The 17,628-nt window shown below is 70.5% G+C and carries 15 protein-coding genes and 1 pseudogene; 5 read left to right on the top strand and 11 right to left on the bottom strand.

The genetic code is table 11. The features are described from left to right. Positions 1-33: 33 nt before the first annotated feature. From ACWF82_RS30555 to ACWF82_RS30540, 4 genes are read right to left on the bottom strand one after another with little or no spacing between them, the layout of a single operon-like run. Entirely contained in the window at positions 34-300 is a 267-nt protein-coding gene (locus ACWF82_RS30555) for a YciI family protein (RefSeq protein ID WP_452506796.1), read from the bottom strand. Then, on the bottom strand, positions 297-812 hold the full coding sequence (nusB, locus tag ACWF82_RS30550; RefSeq protein ID WP_189023664.1) for a transcription antitermination factor NusB: 516 nt from the start codon (positions 810-812) through the stop codon (positions 297-299). Before nusB ends, ACWF82_RS30555 begins: the two co-directional genes overlap by 4 nt. Positions 813-814: 2 nt before the next feature. Next, on the bottom strand, positions 815-1,378 hold the full coding sequence (gene efp, locus ACWF82_RS30545) for an elongation factor P (protein WP_379088395.1): 564 nt from the start codon (positions 1,376-1,378) through the stop codon (positions 815-817). 49 nt (positions 1,379-1,427) lie between these two features. Further along, positions 1,428-2,549 (bottom strand): M24 family metallopeptidase, encoded by a 1,122-nt coding sequence (locus ACWF82_RS30540; protein WP_452506795.1) that lies wholly within the window; start codon positions 2,547-2,549, stop codon positions 1,428-1,430. A 176-nt stretch (positions 2,550-2,725) separates the two neighbouring features. Here ACWF82_RS30540 and ACWF82_RS30535 point away from each other — a divergent pair, with 176 nt between their 5' ends. The 4 genes and pseudogenes from ACWF82_RS30535 to aroB all read left to right on the top strand — a co-directional run bounded on the left by ACWF82_RS30535 (position 2,726) and on the right by aroB (position 6,939). Then, positions 2,726-3,193: a prepilin peptidase gene (locus ACWF82_RS30535; RefSeq protein WP_452506793.1), complete on the top strand. Its 468-nt coding sequence runs from the start codon at positions 2,726-2,728 to the stop codon at positions 3,191-3,193. A gap of 184 nt (positions 3,194-3,377) precedes the next feature. Then, on the top strand, positions 3,378-4,586 hold the full coding sequence (gene aroC, locus ACWF82_RS30530) for a chorismate synthase (RefSeq protein ID WP_452506802.1): 1,209 nt from the start codon (positions 3,378-3,380) through the stop codon (positions 4,584-4,586). A 146-nt stretch (positions 4,587-4,732) separates the two neighbouring features. Next, a pseudogene (locus ACWF82_RS30525) lies at positions 4,733-5,215 on the top strand (shikimate kinase); the annotation flags it as partial. A gap of 608 nt (positions 5,216-5,823) precedes the next feature. Further along, positions 5,824-6,939: a 3-dehydroquinate synthase gene (aroB, locus tag ACWF82_RS30520; protein WP_452506791.1), complete on the top strand. Its 1,116-nt coding sequence runs from the start codon at positions 5,824-5,826 to the stop codon at positions 6,937-6,939. 50 nt (positions 6,940-6,989) lie between these two features. Here aroB and ACWF82_RS30515 read toward each other — a convergent pair whose 3' ends face one another. The 6 genes from ACWF82_RS30515 to ACWF82_RS30490 all read right to left on the bottom strand — a co-directional run bounded on the left by ACWF82_RS30515 (position 6,990) and on the right by ACWF82_RS30490 (position 14,513). Continuing rightward, a complete protein-coding gene (locus ACWF82_RS30515) occupies positions 6,990-7,436 on the bottom strand; it encodes a B-4DMT family transporter (RefSeq protein ID WP_452506789.1) in 447 nt (148 codons plus the stop codon). Between the two features lie 49 nt (positions 7,437-7,485). Beyond that, positions 7,486-8,292, bottom strand: a complete 807-nt coding sequence (locus ACWF82_RS30510) for a shikimate dehydrogenase (RefSeq protein ID WP_452506787.1) — start codon at positions 8,290-8,292, stop codon at positions 7,486-7,488. Further along, entirely contained in the window at positions 8,285-9,835 is a 1,551-nt protein-coding gene (locus ACWF82_RS30505) for an endolytic transglycosylase MltG (protein WP_452506785.1), read from the bottom strand. The genes ACWF82_RS30510 and ACWF82_RS30505 overlap by 8 nt, the downstream gene beginning before the upstream one ends. After that, entirely contained in the window at positions 9,832-10,398 is a 567-nt protein-coding gene (gene ruvX / locus ACWF82_RS30500; protein ID WP_452506783.1) for a Holliday junction resolvase RuvX, read from the bottom strand. Before ruvX ends, ACWF82_RS30505 begins: the two co-directional genes overlap by 4 nt. Then, the gene (alaS, locus tag ACWF82_RS30495; RefSeq protein WP_452506781.1) at positions 10,398-13,061 is read right to left on the bottom strand and encodes an alanine--tRNA ligase; all 2,664 of its coding nucleotides are present in this window, start codon (positions 13,059-13,061) and stop codon (positions 10,398-10,400) included. Before alaS ends, ruvX begins: the two co-directional genes overlap by 1 nt. Before the next feature lie 75 nt (positions 13,062-13,136). After that, positions 13,137-14,513: a replication-associated recombination protein A gene (locus ACWF82_RS30490; protein ID WP_452506800.1), complete on the bottom strand. Its 1,377-nt coding sequence runs from the start codon at positions 14,511-14,513 to the stop codon at positions 13,137-13,139. 86 nt (positions 14,514-14,599) lie between these two features. Here ACWF82_RS30490 and ACWF82_RS30485 point away from each other — a divergent pair, with 86 nt between their 5' ends. Beyond that, positions 14,600-16,276, top strand: a complete 1,677-nt coding sequence (locus ACWF82_RS30485; protein ID WP_452506779.1) for an alkaline phosphatase D family protein — start codon at positions 14,600-14,602, stop codon at positions 16,274-16,276. Positions 16,277-16,335: 59 nt separating this feature from the next. Here the strand turns inward: ACWF82_RS30485 and ACWF82_RS30480 are convergent, their stop codons facing one another. Continuing rightward, entirely contained in the window at positions 16,336-17,505 is a 1,170-nt protein-coding gene (locus tag ACWF82_RS30480; RefSeq protein ID WP_452506777.1) for a phosphotransferase family protein, read from the bottom strand. Positions 17,506-17,628 lie beyond the last annotated feature (123 nt).

The raw sequence follows: 17,628 nt of genomic DNA, 5'->3' as shown, positions 1-17,628 counted from the left end.
TCCTCGAGGATGCGCGGCCGTCGTCGAGAGATCTCACGCCGAGACGGTGATCTCCCATTCGTAGATCGTCAGTTCCGACGCTCCGGTGGTGTGGACCGGGTCGGCGTGCGCGATTGCCGTTGCGGCGTCGAGGCTTTCGGCCAGGACGACGTAGGCGCCACCGGCGCCGTCGGTGAACCGGCCGCTCTCCTGCAGCTGGCCCTTGGCGAGCAGCTCCTGCAGGAACGCGCGGTGCGGTTCGACCACGGACTGGTCGAAATCCGGTGTGCGCATGACCATCACGAGGTACTTGTTCGTCACGAGCGGTCCTCCGGCGCGGGACGCGCGGCCCTGGTGGCGGCCGCGGCGGCGCGCACCTGCGGCGCCACCTGCACGACCTGGCCGAGCACGCCGTTCACGAACGACGGGGAGTCGTCGGTGGACAGCTCTTTGGCCAGCTCGACGGCCTCGTCGACCGCGACCACCGGGGGAACGTCGGTGGCGTGGAACAACTCCCACACCGCGATCCGCAGAATCGCCCGGTCGACGGCAGGCAGGCGGGACAGCGTCCAGTCCTGCAGGTAGCCCTCGATGGTGCCGTCGACGCGGTCCAGGTCGTCGGCGACGCCCTCGACCAGGACCGAGGTGTAGGCGTGCACGGGAGCCACGCTCTGGTCGCGGGTCGCGAGGTCAGCGCGTTCGGCGAGCAGGTCGGAGACGTCGACATCGCGTGCCTCCGCCTCGAACAGCAGGTCGACGGCCCGGCGGCGCGCCTTGTGGCGCGCGCCCAGCTTCTTGAACGAGCCCTTCTTGTCTGCCGGCGAGTCCGTCACGATCAGGCGTTGACGCGGCCGAGGTAGCTGCCGTCGCGCGAGTCGATCTTCAGCTTGTCACCGGTGTTGATGAACAGCGGGACCTGGACCTCGGCGCCGGTCTCGAGGGTGGCGGGCTTGGTGCCACCGGTGGAGCGGTCGCCCTGCAGGCCGATGTCGGTGTGCTGCACGACGAGCTCGATGGTCACGGGGAGCTCGACGAACAGCGGCGCGTCCTCGTGCACGGCGACCTGCACGCCCATGTTCTCCAGCAGGAAGCGCGCACCCTGACCGATGGTGGCCTCCGGGATGGAGATCTGGTCGTAGGTGTCACCGTCCATGAAGATGTAGTCGGTGCCGTCGTGGTACAGGTAGGTCATGTCGCGCCGGTCGACGGTCGCGGTCTCGACCTTGACGCCCGCGTTGAAGGTCTTGTCGACGACCTTGCCGGACACGACGTTCTTCAGCTTGGTCCGCACGAAGGCGGGGCCCTTACCCGGCTTCACGTGCTGGAATTCGACGATCTGCTGGAGCTGACCGTCGATCTTCAGCACAAGGCCGTTCTTGAAGTCGCTGGTGTCCGCCACTGTCCTCGGATCTCCTCGTTCGTTTACTGCGGTCTCTGGGGGACCGGCGTCACTCGACGACGGTCAGGTCCTTGCTGGTGAGGGTGAGCAGGTCCGGGACCCCTTCGCGCACCACGAGCGTGTCCTCGATCCGGACCCCGCCGCGGCCGGGAAGGTACACACCTGGTTCGACGGTCACCGCCACGCCAGCAAGAAGTGTACCGGTACTCGTTTTCGCCACTCCCGGCGCTTCGTGGATCTGGAGCCCGACCCCGTGTCCGAGGCCGTGCACGAACTGCGGGCCGTACCCCGCCTCCTCGATGACGACCCGGGCGGCCGCGTCGACCTCGGCGGTCTCGGCGCCCGGTTTCAGCGCCTCCCTGCCCGCGGCCTGCGAGCGGGCGACCAGTTCGTAGATCTCGCGCTGCCAGGCCTCGGGCGCGCCGAGCACGAGCGTGCGGGTCATGTCGGAGTGGTAGCCGTCGACGACGGCGCCGAAATCGAGTTTCACGAAGTCGCCCGTGGCCAGCACCGCGCCGGTCGGGCGGTGATGCGGAACGGCCGAGTTCACGCCCGCGGCGACGATCGTCTCGAACGAGACGGCTTCGGCGCCGTGCTCGAACATCGCCCATTCGAGGTCGCGCGCCACCTGGCGTTCGGTGCGGCCGGGCCGGATCAGTCCGCGCTCGAGCAGGCTCGCCAGGCCGGCGTCGGCGGCCGCGCAGGCCGCGCGCAGCTGGGCGATCTCGTAGGGGTCCTTGACCATGCGCAGCTGCTCGACCAGCCCGTTGGTCGGCACCAGTTGTAGCCCGGTGCGCTGTTCCTGGAACGACTGGTGTTCGGCGACGGTCACCACGTGGCTCTCGAAGCCGGCCCGGCCGAGCTGCCATTCCCCGCCCAGCTCGAGGATGCGGCGCGCGGTCGCACGGGAGATCTCGGCCCGCAGATCGGGCACCTGCGCGGCCACCTGGGCGGAGTAGCGGCCGTCGGTGCCGATGACGGTGCTGTCCTCGGCGCCACGCATGTCCCAGGAGTGCACGAGCAGCACGGCATTGGATCCGGTGAAGCCGGTCAGGTAGCGGATATTGACCAGATCGGTCACCAGCAGCGCGTCGACGCCGTTCTCCACCAGCAGGTTACGCAGGGCGCCGCGTCGTGCCGCGTGATCAGGACCCGTGTAGTCAGCACACATGGGTCAACGCTACCGCCGAACGAGCGACACGTCGGCACCGAACCCGGCACTTTTCGCAGCGTGGGCGCGCCTGTCGGCGCCGTAACTGGAGATGGTGTTGTCCACATCGCCCGGAGTTGTCCACATTCGCGGTCGAGGTCTCGATCCGGTGGCCGGTGCGCAGCACGATCAGATCCATGACCACTGCCGCGTTCTGCCTGCTCATCGCCTGGTGCCTGCTGCTCGGCGTCCTCGATATCCATGCCCGTCGGCTCCCCAACGCCCTCACCGGCGCCGGTGCCGCCGCGGTGTTCCTGTATGCCCTGTGCACCGGCAGCCTGGCGACGGCGGTGATCGGGGCCGCGTTGCTGACGATGCCGTACCTGGTCACCCATCTGCTCTCGCCCGCCGCGCTGGGCGCCGGTGACGTGAAACTCGCGGTGGGATTGGGCGCCGCCGCCGCGCTCGCCGGGCCGCCCGCCTGGGTGTGGGCCGCGATCGCCGCGCCGCTGCTCACCGGGACGGCCGCGGTGGTGGTATTGGGCAGCCACCGGTTGCGTTCCGGGCTGGGACACGAGGACGTACGGTCGGCGCCGTCCGGGCGCGTCGTGCCGCACGGTCCAGCCATGTGCCTGGCCACCGTGACCGCGATGGCGCTGGCATGACCACCGCGACGCGCCGAGCCGATCGCGCACCTGGCGCGGGCACCCGATGACGGTCCGGAGGGGGTCGGTGCAGCACGATCGGGCCGGTGGCCGTCACCGCGCGGCCCCGCGCACCACCGACGTGCCGCTCGTCACGTCGGACCACGTGCCCGCCTACGCGTGTCGACATGGGAAGATAGTCGGCGTGTTGCGCTGGATAACTGCCGGAGAATCCCATGGTCCCGCTCTCGTTGCCCTCCTGGAAGGGATGGTCGCCGGAGTCGAGGTGACATCGGACGATGTCTCCGCACAACTCGCGCGCCGTCGGCTCGGTTACGGGCGCGGCGCCCGGATGAAGTTCGAGGCCGACAAGGTCACCCTGGTCGGCGGCGTGCGTCACGGCAGGACCATGGGTGGTCCGGTCGCGATCGAGATCGCCAATTCCGAGTGGCCCAAGTGGACCGAGGTGATGTCGGCCGACCCCGTCGACGACGCCGAGCTCGCCGGGATGGCGCGCAACGCGCCGCTCACCCGTCCGCGCCCCGGGCACGCCGACTACTCCGGCATGCTCAAGTACAACTTCGACGATGCCCGCCCGATCCTCGAGCGGGCCAGTGCGCGCGAGACCGCGGCCCGCGTCGCGGCGGGCACCGTCGCCCGCAACTTCCTGCGCCAGGCCTTCGGCGTCGAGGTGATCTCGCACGTGGTGTCCATCGGCACCGCGGCCAACACCACCGGCGTCGTTCCCGGCCCGCGCGATCTCGACGCGATCGACGCCAGCCCGGTCCGCGCGTTCGACGCCGAGGCCGAAGCGGCCATGATCGCCGAGATCGAGGCGGCCAAGAAGGACGGCGACACCCTCGGCGGCGTCGTCGAGGTGATCGTCGACGGCCTGCCCATCGGGCTCGGTTCGTTCACCAGCGGTGAGCAGCGGCTCGACTCGCGCCTTGCCGCTGCCCTCATGGGCATTCAGGCGATCAAGGGCGTCGAGGTGGGCGACGGTTTCGAGACCGCGCGCAGGCGTGGCAGCCAGGCGCACGACGAGATGCGTCCCGGCCCCGACGGCGTGCTGCGCTCGACCAACCGGGCAGGCGGCCTCGAGGGCGGCATGACCAACGGCGAAGCCCTGCGGGTGCGCGCCGCGATGAAGCCGATCTCGACGGTGCCGCGCGCGCTGGCGACCGTCGACATGTCCAGCGGCGAGGAAGCCGTCGCCATCCACCAGCGCTCGGACGTGTGCGCGGTCCCCGCGGCGGGCGTTGTCGCCGAATCGATGGTGGCGCTGGTGCTGGCGCAGGCCGCGCTGGAGAAGTTCGGCGGCGACTCGCTGGCCGAGACCCTCGACAACATCACCAGTTACGTCAAGCGGATCGGCAACCGCCCGCACGTGCCCGCGGACAGCCGCACGTCGTGACCGGGCAGGGGCAGGAGGGGGCCGCGGAGGACAACGACGCGGGCCCCCCATCGACCGTCGGCACCGAAGGGTCCGTCGGTGACTCGCCCGGCACCGCCGGCGAGACCACGGACGCCGAGCGGGCGGCCGCACCTCGCGCGCGCGTCGTGCTGGTCGGGCCGCCCGGCTCGGGCAAGTCGACGATCGGGCGCAAGCTGGCCAGGGAACTCGGGGTCGAGCTCTACGACACCGACGCGGGCATCGAGGCCGACACCGGCCGCACCATTCCCGAGATCTTCGCCACCGACGGCGAGCCGGAGTTCCGCCGGATCGAGGAGGAGGTGGTGCGCCGGGCCGTGCTCGAACACGACGGCGTCGTCTCTCTCGGCGGCGGGTCGGTGCTGTCGGCGCAGACCCGCGAGGTGCTGCGCGCGGCGACCGTGGTCTACCTGGAAATCAGTGTGGGCGAAGGACTTCGGCGCACCGGTTCGAGCAATACCAGACCCCTGCTCAACGGCACCGATCCCGGCGCCAAGTACCGCGAGCTGATGCGCATCCGGCGCCCGCTCTACCGCGAGGTCGCCACGGTCAGGGTGCGCACCGACGGGCGCAGTCCCGGCCGGGTGGTGCGGATGATCCTGGCCAAACTCGGCCTGGAATCGGTGCGCACCGACCTCGAGGCCGAGCGCACCTCCGGTGGAACCGGTTCTGCCGCTTCGGGTTCGGTCACCAGCAGGCCCGGTATCGGCAGCAACCGGTCCAGGGCGCGGCGACGCGCCAGGGCGCGCGCCGCGGCCGCCCGCAGGGCGAACGAGCAGAACACGGTCGACCGGACCGGTTCGGCGACAACACGATCCGGGACCGAGGCCGCACCGGCCGGTGACACCGCGGGCATCCGCGGCGGCACACAGCAGGGTGAGGCCGCCGGTGCACGGACGACCGGTACCCGTCGCTCGCGGCGGACCAGATCCCGTCGTGGCGGTGTCCGCATCCGCTCGGCCGCGGGGACGAACCGCGACGCCGACGGCAGGGCGGCGACGCGCGCGGCGGGCACCGAGCAGTCCGGTGCGGCATCGCCGGATCGCCCGGCGGGCCAGCGCACCGGCACCCCGGCGCCGACCGGGCAGCGGACCGGAGCAGGCCAGTCCGGCGAAGCCGACCGCGCCGCGACGCAGGCCGATCGCGCGCGGCGCAACAGGCCGCGGCGACGCGGCGGCAGACGCAAGAACAACGACCAGAAAGAATCGGAGCAGCGCACGTGACAGAGCCGACCACCATCCAGGTCCGCACCGCCGACCCGTACCCGGTGATCATCGGCCGCGGGCTGCTCGGCGACCTCGTCGAGGCGGTCACCGCGGGCAACGCCGTGCGGACCGTGGCGATCTTCCATCAGCCGCCGCTGGCCGAGACCGCCGAGGTGGTGCGCAAAGCGCTGGCCGACACCGGGATCGACGCGCACCGCATCGAGATCCCCGATGCCGAGGACGGCAAGGACCTGGCCGTGGCCGGGTTCTGCTGGGAGGTGCTCGGCCGGATCGGGCTGACCCGCAACGACGCCATCGTCAGCCTCGGCGGCGGCGCGGCCACCGACCTGGCCGGCTTCGTGGCCGCCACCTGGATGCGGGGCGTGCGCATCGTGCACGTGCCGACCACGCTGCTGGCGATGGTCGACGCGGCGGTCGGCGGCAAGACCGGCATCAACACCGAGGCGGGCAAGAACCTCGTCGGCAGCTTCCACGAGCCCAGCGCCGTGCTGGTCGACCTCGCCACCCTGGAGACCGTCCCCCGCAACGAGATCGTGGCGGGCATGGCCGAGATCATCAAGGCCGGTTTCATCGCCGACCCGGTGATCCTGGACCTCATCGAGGCCGACCCGGAGGCCGCCCTCGACCCCACCGGTGAGGTGCTGCCGGAACTGATCCGGCGGGCGATCCAGGTCAAGGCCGACGTCGTCGCGGCCGATCTCAAGGAGTCGAGCCTGCGCGAGATCCTGAACTACGGGCACACCCTTGGCCACGCCGTGGAGCGCCGCGAGCGCTACCGCTGGCGTCACGGCGCCGCCGTGTCCGTCGGCCTGGTCTTCGCGGCCGAGCTGGGCAGGCTGGCTGGTCGTCTCGACGACGCCACCGCCGACCGGCACCGCACCATCCTGGAGAGCGTCGGCCTGCCGGTCACCTACGACGGTGACGCGCTACCGCAGCTGATGGACGCGATGCAGACCGACAAGAAGACCCGCTCGGGTGTGCTGCGGTTCGTGGTGCTCGACGGCCTGGCCAAGCCCGGCCGCCTCGAAGGACCGGATCCGTCGCTGCTGGCAGCGGCCTACTCCGCGATCGCCCGCGAAGGCTCCACCGGCGGTCCCATTCTGCTCTGAGACGTGGCGTGCCCGGCAGGAAAACCTGCCGGGCACGATCACCACGAGTCTCAGGCGGCAGGCGCGAACTCCGGCTCGGTGACGGGCGCAGCGGATTCGGTGGTGCGCCGCGCGCGGCGGCGACCGAACGCGACACCGGCCAGCGCGGGCAGGAAGATCAGCAGCATGATGAACGAGGCCGCCGACGTCAGCTCGAACAGCGCCCCGGCATCGCCGAGTTCGATCCGCGGCACCTGATCGAGTGCCCAGCACACCGCACCGCTGGCGAGCCCGGCGACGGCGCCGGCGGCCAGCCAGCGCACGGTGAGATCGGCGGCAGTGCCCGAACGGCCGTCGCGCAGGCCCCAGGCGACGACGACGGCCACGATCACCACGAGGCAGCCCACCCGCCAGATCGTGCCGTAGGTCGGCGCGGACGCCATCGCGAATCCGAGCAGCAGCCGTAAGGCGACGACCAACGCGCCGAGAACGGTGGCTCGCAACACCCAAGCGGTCATGAGCAACACCTTAACCGGTAAAAACTAGAACAGGTATCAATTCCGCGGATCAGGCGAGCGCCGCGGCCATCTCCGCGCGCGGCGCAGGCAGGCCGGTGAACTGCTCGACCTGGCCATAGGCCTGGTTCAGCAGCATCTGCAGCCCGCTGACGACCGTGTGCCCGGCCGCCTCGACCGCGGTAGCCAGCGGGGTCGGCCACGGGTTGTAGATCGCGTCGAGGACGACCGGCGCGACCGCGACCGCCTCGGCGATCGCGGCAGCGGCCTCGGCGGGCACGGTACTCACCACGGCACCCGCCGACGCGCACACCGCGCGCACCCGCTCCGCGTCGAGCGGCACGACCGACGGCCGCATACCGAGCTGTTCGGCCAGCGCCACCGCGCTACCGGCCCGGCCCGCATCGCGCGCGACCACGGTGACCGTCTTCGCGCCCAGTTCCGACAGCGCGAGCAGCGCGGGCCGTGCCGTGCCGCCCGCACCGAGCACCACCGCCTCGTCGATCGCCTCGACACCGCCACCGCGCAGGGCGCCGAACACGCCGTCGACGTCGGTGCAGTCCGCCCGCCACCCGGTCTCGGTGCGGACCAGGGTGTTGGCCGAGCCGACCAGCACGGCCCGCTCGGTGCGCTCGGCGGCGAAGGCCAGCGCCGCTTCCTTGCCCGGCATGGTCACCGAAAGCCCGACCCATTCCGGGCCGAGGCCGCCGACGAGTCCGGGCAGCTGCGCGGCATCGCATTCGACGCGCTCGTAGGTCCAGTCCAGGCCGAGGGCGCGGTAGGCGGCCAGATGCAGCTGGGGCGAACGCGAGTGGGCGATCGGCTTGCCGAGCACCGCCGCCTTGCGACGCTCAGCCACCGTAGGGCCGGGAGCTGTCGAGGATGCCGCTGCGCTGCGCCTGGGTGACCAGTCGCAGGTGTTCCTGATAGCTGTCGGTGAACAGGGTGGTGCCCTCCTTGTCGACGGTGACGAAGTACAGCCACTCCCCCGGCTCCGGATTCTCCATGGCCCGCAACGCGTCCAGCGACGGTGCCGCGATCGGAGTCACGGGCAGGCCCTGCATCGCATAGGTGTTCCACGCGGTTTCCCTGGCGCGGTCGGCGTTGGTGGTCGCCACCTCGGTGGTGTCGAGGGTGTAGTTCACCGTCGAGTCGAACTGCAGCATCTGGTCGACCTTCAGCCGGTTCACGATCACCCTGGCCACTTTGCCCATGTCCTGCGGCTTCGCCTCACGCTCCACCAGGGAGGCGGCGATCAGGGTCTGGTACGGCGTCAGGCTCGTGGCGAGGCCCGACTGCAGCAGTCCGGTCGACTCGTAGCGCTGCACGCTCGAGGACACCAGCTGCCGCAGGATCTGCTGTGGAGTCCCGCTCGGGTCGAAGTCCCAGTTGCCCGCCGCGATCAGGCCTTCGAGCTGCCTGGCGCGGTCCGGGGATTCCCGCACGCCCTTCATCGCCCATTCGGGCACGCCGAGTCCGGCCAGGTCCATACTCTGGCCAGCGGCGTCGAGCTGTTCGTAGGTCACGCACTTCTTGTCGGTGCCGTAGCAGCTGGCCTGGGCGACCTTGCGGTAGATACCGTCGTATCGCCCACCGGTGCTCGCGTCGTGCTTGTCGTGCAGCAACCGGCCCTCGGAGACGGTCACGTTGCCGACGCGCGACTTCCCGCCCACCAGCGTGGCGACAGCGTCGGCGGCCGGGCTGTTCACGCCGATCGCGTAGTACCCGGGCTGCACGCTGTTCATTCCCGCGTTCCGCACGGCCGCTTCGTAGAAGGCTTCGCGGCTGGCGACCACGCCCCGATCGTGCATGGCGCCGGCGATCTGCGTCGCGGTGTCACCGGAATGCACCTGGACGACGACGAGCGCACCGGCCGGGCCCGCGAAATCCGCGGGCGGGGCGAAGCTGCTCATCAGCTTGTAGCCGGCGAAACCGGCGGCGGAGACCAACAGCACGACCAGCACCGCGCCGACGGCCCAGAGGTTGCGGCGACGACGTTTCCGCTCGGCCGCCTTGCGCGAGGCGATCCGCGATCGCTTGCTCCGCCCCGACGGCGCCTTGCCCCGGCCCGAGGCCTGCTTGCTCCGGCCCGAGTCCTCTTTGCCCCGCCCACGTTCGGCTTTGGCACCTCCGGCAGCGCCTGCCCGGCCCGCGGGCGGACGCCGGCGGGGTGCCACAGCGGCCGGTTCCGGTTCCGGTTCCGGCTCGTCGTCGTAGACCTCGTCCTCGTAGCGCGGGATGACGTCGGTGCCGTCCTCGTCGTCCCAGCCGGGCGGCTCGGCCGCGGGCGGCTCGTCGCGCGCCGTGTGGGCGTCCAGGCCCCAGTCGTCGCGCCGGGGGTAGCGCCGATCAGCTTCCCGAGCCCGGTAGCGTTCCTCGGCCCTGGCCCATCGGTCGGTCATGCATCGTCTCCGACCACGCTTGCCGTGTCTGCTGCGTCCTTCAACACCGAACTCCGCTCGTCCAACCATCCTTGCAGGATCGACACGGCTGCCGCCTGGTCGATCACCTGCCGCTGGCCACGTGCGCGAACTCCGCTGTCGCGCAGCGCACGTGCAGCAGACACCGTAGTCAAACGTTCGTCGGAAAGGCGTATCGGAATCGGGTCGATCACCCGGCGCAACTCACGGGCAAACTTACGCGCGATGGTGGCCGCTGTCCCGTTTTCACCACGCAACGTGCGCGGAAGCCCGATGATCACCTCGACGGCTTCGTACTCCTGCACAATCTCGGCAATTCTTTTGATGTCGGCGGGTGGACCGGCCGCACGCCCACCGGATTTCGCCGGTTTGGCGCGCGGCACGGTCTCCACCGGAGTCGCGAGGATGCCGTCGGGGTCGCTCGAGGCGACCCCGATCCGCACGCTGCCGACATCGACGGCGATGCGACGGCCCCGTCCGGGGTCGGTCGCCGCGTCCGGACGGTCGGCCGGGTCCTGTTCGGCTGGACCAGCAGAGGCGGGCATCAGCCGGCGAGTTCGGCCACCCGGGCACGGACCGCGGCCAGACCGGCCGGGATACCCGACGGATCCGAACCAGAGCCCTGCGCCATCTCCGGCTTGCCACCACCACGACCGGCGATGCTCGGGCCGAAGCTGCCGACCAGATCGCCGGCCTTGATGCCGAGGTCCTGGGCCGCCTTGTTGACCGACACCACGAACGGCGCCTTGCCGTCGGTGTTGCCGAGCAGCACGACCACCGCGGGGTCGCTGCCGAAGCGGCCACGGATGTCGGTGGCCAGGGTGCGCAGGTCACCCGCGGCGACGCCCTCCGGCGCCGCGGCGGCGACCAGCAGCAGCGAGCCGATCCGCTCCGCCTGCTCGACGAACGTGCCCGCCGAGGACAGCACCGCGGCGATCTTGGTGCGTTCGAGTTCCTTCTCGGCCACCTTGAGCCGCTCCACGAGCTGCTCGACGCGACCGGGCACCTCCTCCGACGGCACCTTCAGCGAGGACGCGACGCCGGCCAGCAGCGCGCGCTCCTTGGCCAGGTATTTGTAGGAGTCGAGGCCGACGAAGGCCTCGACGCGACGCACACCCGAACCGACCGAGGACTCACCGAGCACGGTGATCGGGCCGATCTGCGAGGAGTGCTCGACGTGGGTGCCGCCGCACAGCTCCATCGAGAACGGGCCGCCGATCTCCACGACGCGCACCTCGTCGCCGTAGTTCTCGCCGAAGAGCGCCATCGCGCCCATCTGCTTGGCCTTGGGCAGGTCGGTGACGAAGGTGTTGACCTGGAAGTCGGAACCGACGGCGTCGTTGGAGACGGCCTCGATATCGGCCTTCTGCTGCTCGCTCAGCGCGCCCTGCCAGTTGAAGTCGAAACGCAGGTAGCCGGGCTTGTTCAGCGAACCGGCCTGCACGGCGTTGGGGCCGAGCACCTGGCGCAGCGCGGCGTGCACCATGTGCGTGCCGGAGTGGCCCTGGGTGGCGCCACGACGCCAGGCCGGGTCGGCCTGCGCGAGCACGACATCGCCCTCGGTGATCTGGCCCTGCTCGACGGTGGCCTTGTGCACCCACAGCTTCTTGGCGATCTTCTGCACGTCGTTGACGCGCAGCTTCAGGCCCGAGGCGGTGATGGTGCCGCGGTCGGCGATCTGGCCACCGGCCTCGGCGTAGAGCGGGCTGCGATCGAGGATGACCTCGACGTCGTGACCGGCCTGCGCGGCGGGCACCCGGACGCCGTCGGCGATCAGGGCGAGAACGGTCGCCTCGGAGGTGAGCTCGTCGAAACCGGTGAACTCGGTGGCGCCGCGGTCGACCAGTTCCTTGTAGACGGTCAGGTCGGCGTGGGCGTGCTTGCGGGCCTGGGCGTCGTCCTTGGCGCGCTTGCGCTGCTCGGCCATGAGCGAGCGGAAGCCTTCCTCGTCCACCGAAAGGCCCGCCTCGGCGGCCATTTCGAGGGTGAGGTCGATCGGGAAGCCGTAGGTGTCGTGCAGCGCGAAGGCGTCCGAACCGGTGATCTGCTTGCCGCCCTTGGACTTCACCGCGGTGGCGGCGTTGTCGAACAGGGTCTCGCCGGTGTTCAGGGTCTTCAGGAAGGCCGTTTCCTCGCCCGCCGCGACGGTCTCGATGCGGGCGAAGTCGGTGGCCAGTTCCGGGTACGACGGCGACATCAGCTCGGAGACGACCTTCATCAGCTCGGCCATCACCGGCTTCTCGGCGCCGAGCAGGCGAGCCGAGCGCACGATGCGGCGCAGCAGGCGGCGCAGCACGTAGCCGCGGCCGTCGTTGCCGGGGTTCACGCCGTCGGCGATGAGCAGGGCCGCGGTGCGGGCGTGGTCGGCGATGACGCGGAAGCGCACGTCGTCGGTGTGCTCGACGCCGTAGGAACGGCCGGTGAGTTCCTCGGCCTTGTCGATGGTCGGGCGCATCAGGTCGGTCTCATAGACGTTGTCCACGCCTTGGAGCAGGAACGCGACGCGCTCGACACCCATGCCGGTGTCGATGTTCTGCTTCGGCAGCGGGCCGAGGATCTCGTAGTCGTCCTTGCTGATCCCGGTGCCGCGCTCGTTCTGCATGAACACGAGGTTCCAGATCTCGAGGTAGCGATCCTCGTCGGCCTCGGGACCCCCCTCGATGCCGTACTCGGGACCGCGGTCGAAATAGATCTCCGAGCACGGGCCGCACGGGCCGGGGATGCCCATCGACCAGTAGTTGTCGGCCTTGCCACGACGCTGGATGCGGTCGGCGGGAACGCCCATCTCGAGCCACATCCGCTCGGCCTCGTCGTCGTCGAGGTAGACGGTCACCCAGAGGCGCTCCGGATCGAAGCCGTAGCCGCCGTCCTCGACACTGTTGGTGAGCAGCGTCCAGGCCAGCGTGATGGCCTCGCGCTTGAAGTAGTCACCGAAGCTGAAGTTGCCCGCCATCTGGAAGAAGGTGAGGTGACGGGTCGTGACACCGACGTTCTCGATGTCGAGGGTGCGCACGCACTTCTGCACGCTGGTGGCAGTGGCGTACGGCGGGGTCTGCTGACCGAGGAAGTACGGCACGAACGGGACCATGCCTGCGTTGACGAACAGCAGGTTGGGGTCGGCCAGGATCAGCGAGGCACTGGGCACCTCGGTGTGTCCGGCACGGACGAAATGGTCCAGGAAACGCCGTCTAATCTCGTGGGTCTGCACAGCAGTCCAGCTTACCGCCTGCATTCCACCTGTTTTCCGCCGGACTCAGTGGTCTCGGTGACACCGCGGGCGGGGCTACTTCCCGCGGATGATGCGGCGCAGTTTGCCGAGCCTGCCACCGACCTCGCGCTCGAAGCCGTGGTCGGTCGGCTGGTAGTAGTCCGTGCCGACCAGGTCGTCGGGCGGGTACTGCTGGGCGAGCACGCCCTCGCGCGCGTTGTGCGGGAATTTGTAGCCCTTGGCGTTGCCGAGGGCGGCGGCACCGGCGTAGTGGCCGTCGCGCAGATGCGGTGGCACCGCGCCCGCCTTGCCCGCGGCGATGTCGGCCATGGCGGCGCCCAGCGCCGAGGTCACCGCGCCGGACTTGGGCGCGGTGGCGAGGTGGATGGTGGCCTGGGCCAGGGCCAGCTTGGCTTCGGGCAGGCCGACCAGCTGCACCACCTGGGCTGCGGCGGTGGCGGTCTGCAGGGCCATCGGGTCGGCCATGCCGATGTCCTCGCTGGCGTGGATCATCAGGCGGCGGGCGATGAAGCGGGGGTCCTCGCCCGCGGTGAGCATCCGCGCCAGATAGTGCAGGGCGGCGTCGACGTCGGAGCCGCGGATGGACTTGATGAAGGCGCTGATCACGTCGTAGTGCTGGTCGCCGGCGCGGTCGTAGCGCACGGCGGCCTTGTCGACACTGGCCTCGACCAGCTCGACGTCGACCGTGCCGTCGAGCGAGGACTCGGCCGAGGCTTCCAGCGCGGTCAGCGCGCGCCGCGCGTCACCGCCCGCGATGCGCACGATGTGGTCGAGCGCGTCGTCGGTGACCGTGTACTCGCCGGCGAGCCCGCGTGGATCGGCGATCGCGCGATCGAGGACCTGCCGGATGTCCTCGGCCGTGAGCGATTGCAGTTGCAGCACCAGCGAGCGCGACAGCAGCGGTGACACCACCGAGAACGACGGGTTCTCCGTGGTCGCGCCGACGAGCAGCACGATCCGGTTCTCGACCGCGGCAAGCAGCGCGTCCTGCTGGGTCTTGGAGAACCGGTGCACCTCGTCGATGAACAGCACGGTCTGCTCCCCCACCGACAGCCTGCGGCGCGCCACGTCGATGACGGCGCGGACTTCCTTGACCCCCGCCGACAGGGCCGACAGCGCCTCGAACCGGCGGCCGGTGGCCTGCGACAGCAGCGAGGCGAGGGTGGTCTTGCCGGTGCCCGGCGGGCCGTAGAGCAGCACCGATGCTGCCCCAGAGCCCTCGACCAGGCGGCGCAGCGGCGAACCGGGACCGAGCAGATGCTGCTGGCCGATCACCTCGTCGAGCGACTGCGGCCGCATCCGGACCGCCAGCGGCGCACCGGGGTCACGCCGGACCACCGCGTCGAGACCGTGCTCGGGCGCGGCGCGTTCTCCGGGCACGTCGAACAGGCTCTCGCTCACATCGAGCAGGGTACCGACGCGGTCGGACAGGTTCGCGGCGGCGGAGACGGACCGACAGGCGATTGAACGATCGACCAACTTTACGAACAGGACTTGCGCGTAAGCCTGTTCGTGGGATGAGATCGCTCCTCGTGGTCGAAAACAACGGCGTCATCGCTTCCGCGACAGGGCAGTTCGCCCGGCGCACCCTGTTCAGAGGCGGGACGGCGGCGGCCGCGGTGGTGGTGCTGAGTTCCGCGACGGCGCACGCGGCGAGCGCGGTGTTCCGCCATGGCGTCGCCTCCGGTGACCCGTTGCCCGGCGCGGTGATCCTGTGGACCCGCGTCAGCGTCGCCGACGACGCCACCCCCGGCTCCGGCCTCGGCGCCCCCGCGACGGTCCGCTGGGAGATCTCCGCGAACGAGTCCTTCGCCGGCATCGCCGCCTCGGGCACGGTGACCACCACCGCCGACACCGACCACACCGTCAAGGTGGACGCGACCGGCCTGGCGCCCGCCACCGACTACTTCTACCGCTTCACCGCCCTCGGCGAGACGTCCCCGATCGGCCGCACCCGCACCGCGCCCGCGAACGACAGCGACGTCGAGCGACTGCGTCTGGGCGTGGTCTCCTGCTCCAACTGGGAAGCGGGCTGGTTCGGGTCCTACCGGTACCTGGCCGCCCGCACCGACCTGGACGCGGTCGTGCACCTGGGCGACTACCTCTACGAGTACGGCCGCGGCAAGTACACCGGACGCGGCGGCGCGGTGCGCGCGCACGAGCCCGCCAACGAGATCGTCACCCTCGCCGACTACCGCACCCGGCACGGCCAGTACAAGGCCGACCCCGACCTGCTGGCGCTGCACGCGTCGGTGCCGTTCATCTGTACCTGGGACGACCATGAGTCGGCCGACAACTCCTGGCGCGACGGTTCGGAGAACCACGATCCGGCCGTGCACGGTCCGTGGAGCGCCCGCCGTGCCGCCTCCGCGCAGGCCTATCTGGAGTGGATGCCGGTGCGCGCCACCCGCACCGGCACCGAGGTGCAGATCTACCGCAGGCTGCGGTTCGGCACCCTCGCCGAGCTGTCGATGCTGGACCTGCGCAGCTACCGCGACCACGAGGCCGGCCCGGGTGCGGGCTGGCGCAATGCCGACGACCCGGCCCGCACCATCACCGGCCGCGCCCAGATGGACTGGCTGACCGCGGGCCTGACCTCCTCCCCCGCGCAGTGGAAGCTGATCGGCAACTCGGTGATGGTCGCGCCGCTGGTGTTCCCGCCGCTGGAACCGGCGACCACCCAGGCGATCACCGAGGCGCTCGGCATCCCGCAGGGCGGGCTGACCGTCAACGGCGACCAGTGGGACGGCTACACCGCCGACCGGCGCACCCTGTTCCGGACCATCGCCGACAACAAGGTGGGCGACGTCGTGTTCCTCACCGGCGATATCCACACCTCCTGGGCCGCCGATCTGCCGCTGAACGCCGCCGACTATCCCGGCGGTCCAACGGTCGGCGCGGAGTTCGTCATCCCGTCGGTGACCTCCGCCAGCGTCGGCGACCTGCTGAAGGTGCCGCCGCGCACCGCGTCGGTCCCGGCCGAAGAGGCCATCAAGGCGGCCAATCACCACCTGCGCTACACCGAACTCGACTCGCACGGTTTCGGCGTGCTCGAGGTGACCCCGGCGCAGACGCAGATGGACTGGTTCTACGTCGCCGATGTGACCGACCCGGCGACCGGCGTGCGGCACGGCGTGTCGTTCGCCGTCCCGGCGGGTGGGCGCATCGAACCGAGGCCGACCCCGCTGTACTGAGCACGTCTACCCGATAGGGGTCTCGCCGAATCGACAGCAGGCCCAGGACGCCGGCTCGCTTACTCCGCCCAGCGCTCTTCCAGCATCGCCGACACCTGCTCGGCGAAGTCGCCGACCGCGTCGTCGCCGGTGACCCGCGCGTCCTCGGCCAGCGCCGACCAGCGGTTGATCAGGGCCTCCGAGCGCGGCACGGACAGGCCGTGTTCGCGCGCGGTGGCGATGCGGGTGTGATCGGCGGGCAGGAACCAGTACGTCGACAGCCACACCCAGATCAGGCGCGCCTCGAGGATCCGCTCGGCCAGCACGGTGTCGTCGGCCAGCGACGGCCACACCCCGACCACGACCGAGCGCCAGGCCTCGACCATCTCCCTGGCGCGGCTGCGCGAGAGCTCGAAATCGCACAGGCAACCGGGGAAGGACACCAGCGCGTAGGCGATGTCGAGGGTGGCGTCGCGGAAACCGCCCCACTCGTAGTCGAGGAACCGGGCGCCCTCGTCGTTCAAGATCACATTGTCGGGGCACAGGTCCGACGGGCTGAACGCGCGATACCGGCCGCCGGTGAACAGGCGGTTGCCGTGCACGATGCGCTCGGCGATCTCGCCGGGCACCTCGATGCCGAGCTCGGCCTCGAGCAGCCCGGGGACATCGGCGATCGCGGCCTGGGCCTGCTGGGCGATCCCGTCGACGCGATGCACCGAGTCGACCCGGCGCATCAGGGCGACGAAATCCGGTTCGCGGCCGACGGTCGCGGCGTGCATCCGGCCCAGCGCCTGTGCGAAGGCCATCAGCGCGTTGCGGGTGCCCGGCTCGGCGCGGGTCTGCAGCACGGAGGTGAGCAGCGCGTTGTCGCCCAGATCGGACAGCACCAGCAGCCGGTCGGGCACGCTGTGCGCGATCAGGTAGGCGCCGGGGCGCTGTTCGCGGCTCAGCGCGGTGGTGAACTGGTAGGACACCGCCTCGCGCAGGAATGCCGCGTCGATGCTGGTGACTCCGGGCGCCATGCCACCGGTGTGGCGGTCCTGAGCGGAACCGCGCACCTGCTTCACGATCAGCGTGCGCGGTAGCGAAAAGGCGTTTTCCGCAACGCGCACGCGTAGGACTGTCGTCCTACCACTGCCACTGAGCTCCATCGGATCGCTCAGTTTCACCGCAGCACCCATTCGCTTTGTGAGCAACTGTTGTGCTGCGGACACGACGTCGGCGGCGCGTTCGGCCAATAGTGCGGTCATCGCCTCTCAAGCTACTCGTACCTGGTCACTTCTAGCGAGCGGTTACACAACCTTTCCGCGTCGCCCGGCGTGTTGGCACCGAGGTTGCGCGAGTGTGACTGTTCGCTTGACACACCCGACTGT

This window comes from Nocardia sp. NPDC055053 (assembly GCF_053608285.1).
Note: the sequence above shows the minus strand (reverse complement) of the source record. Positions and strands in the feature narration are given on the sequence as shown.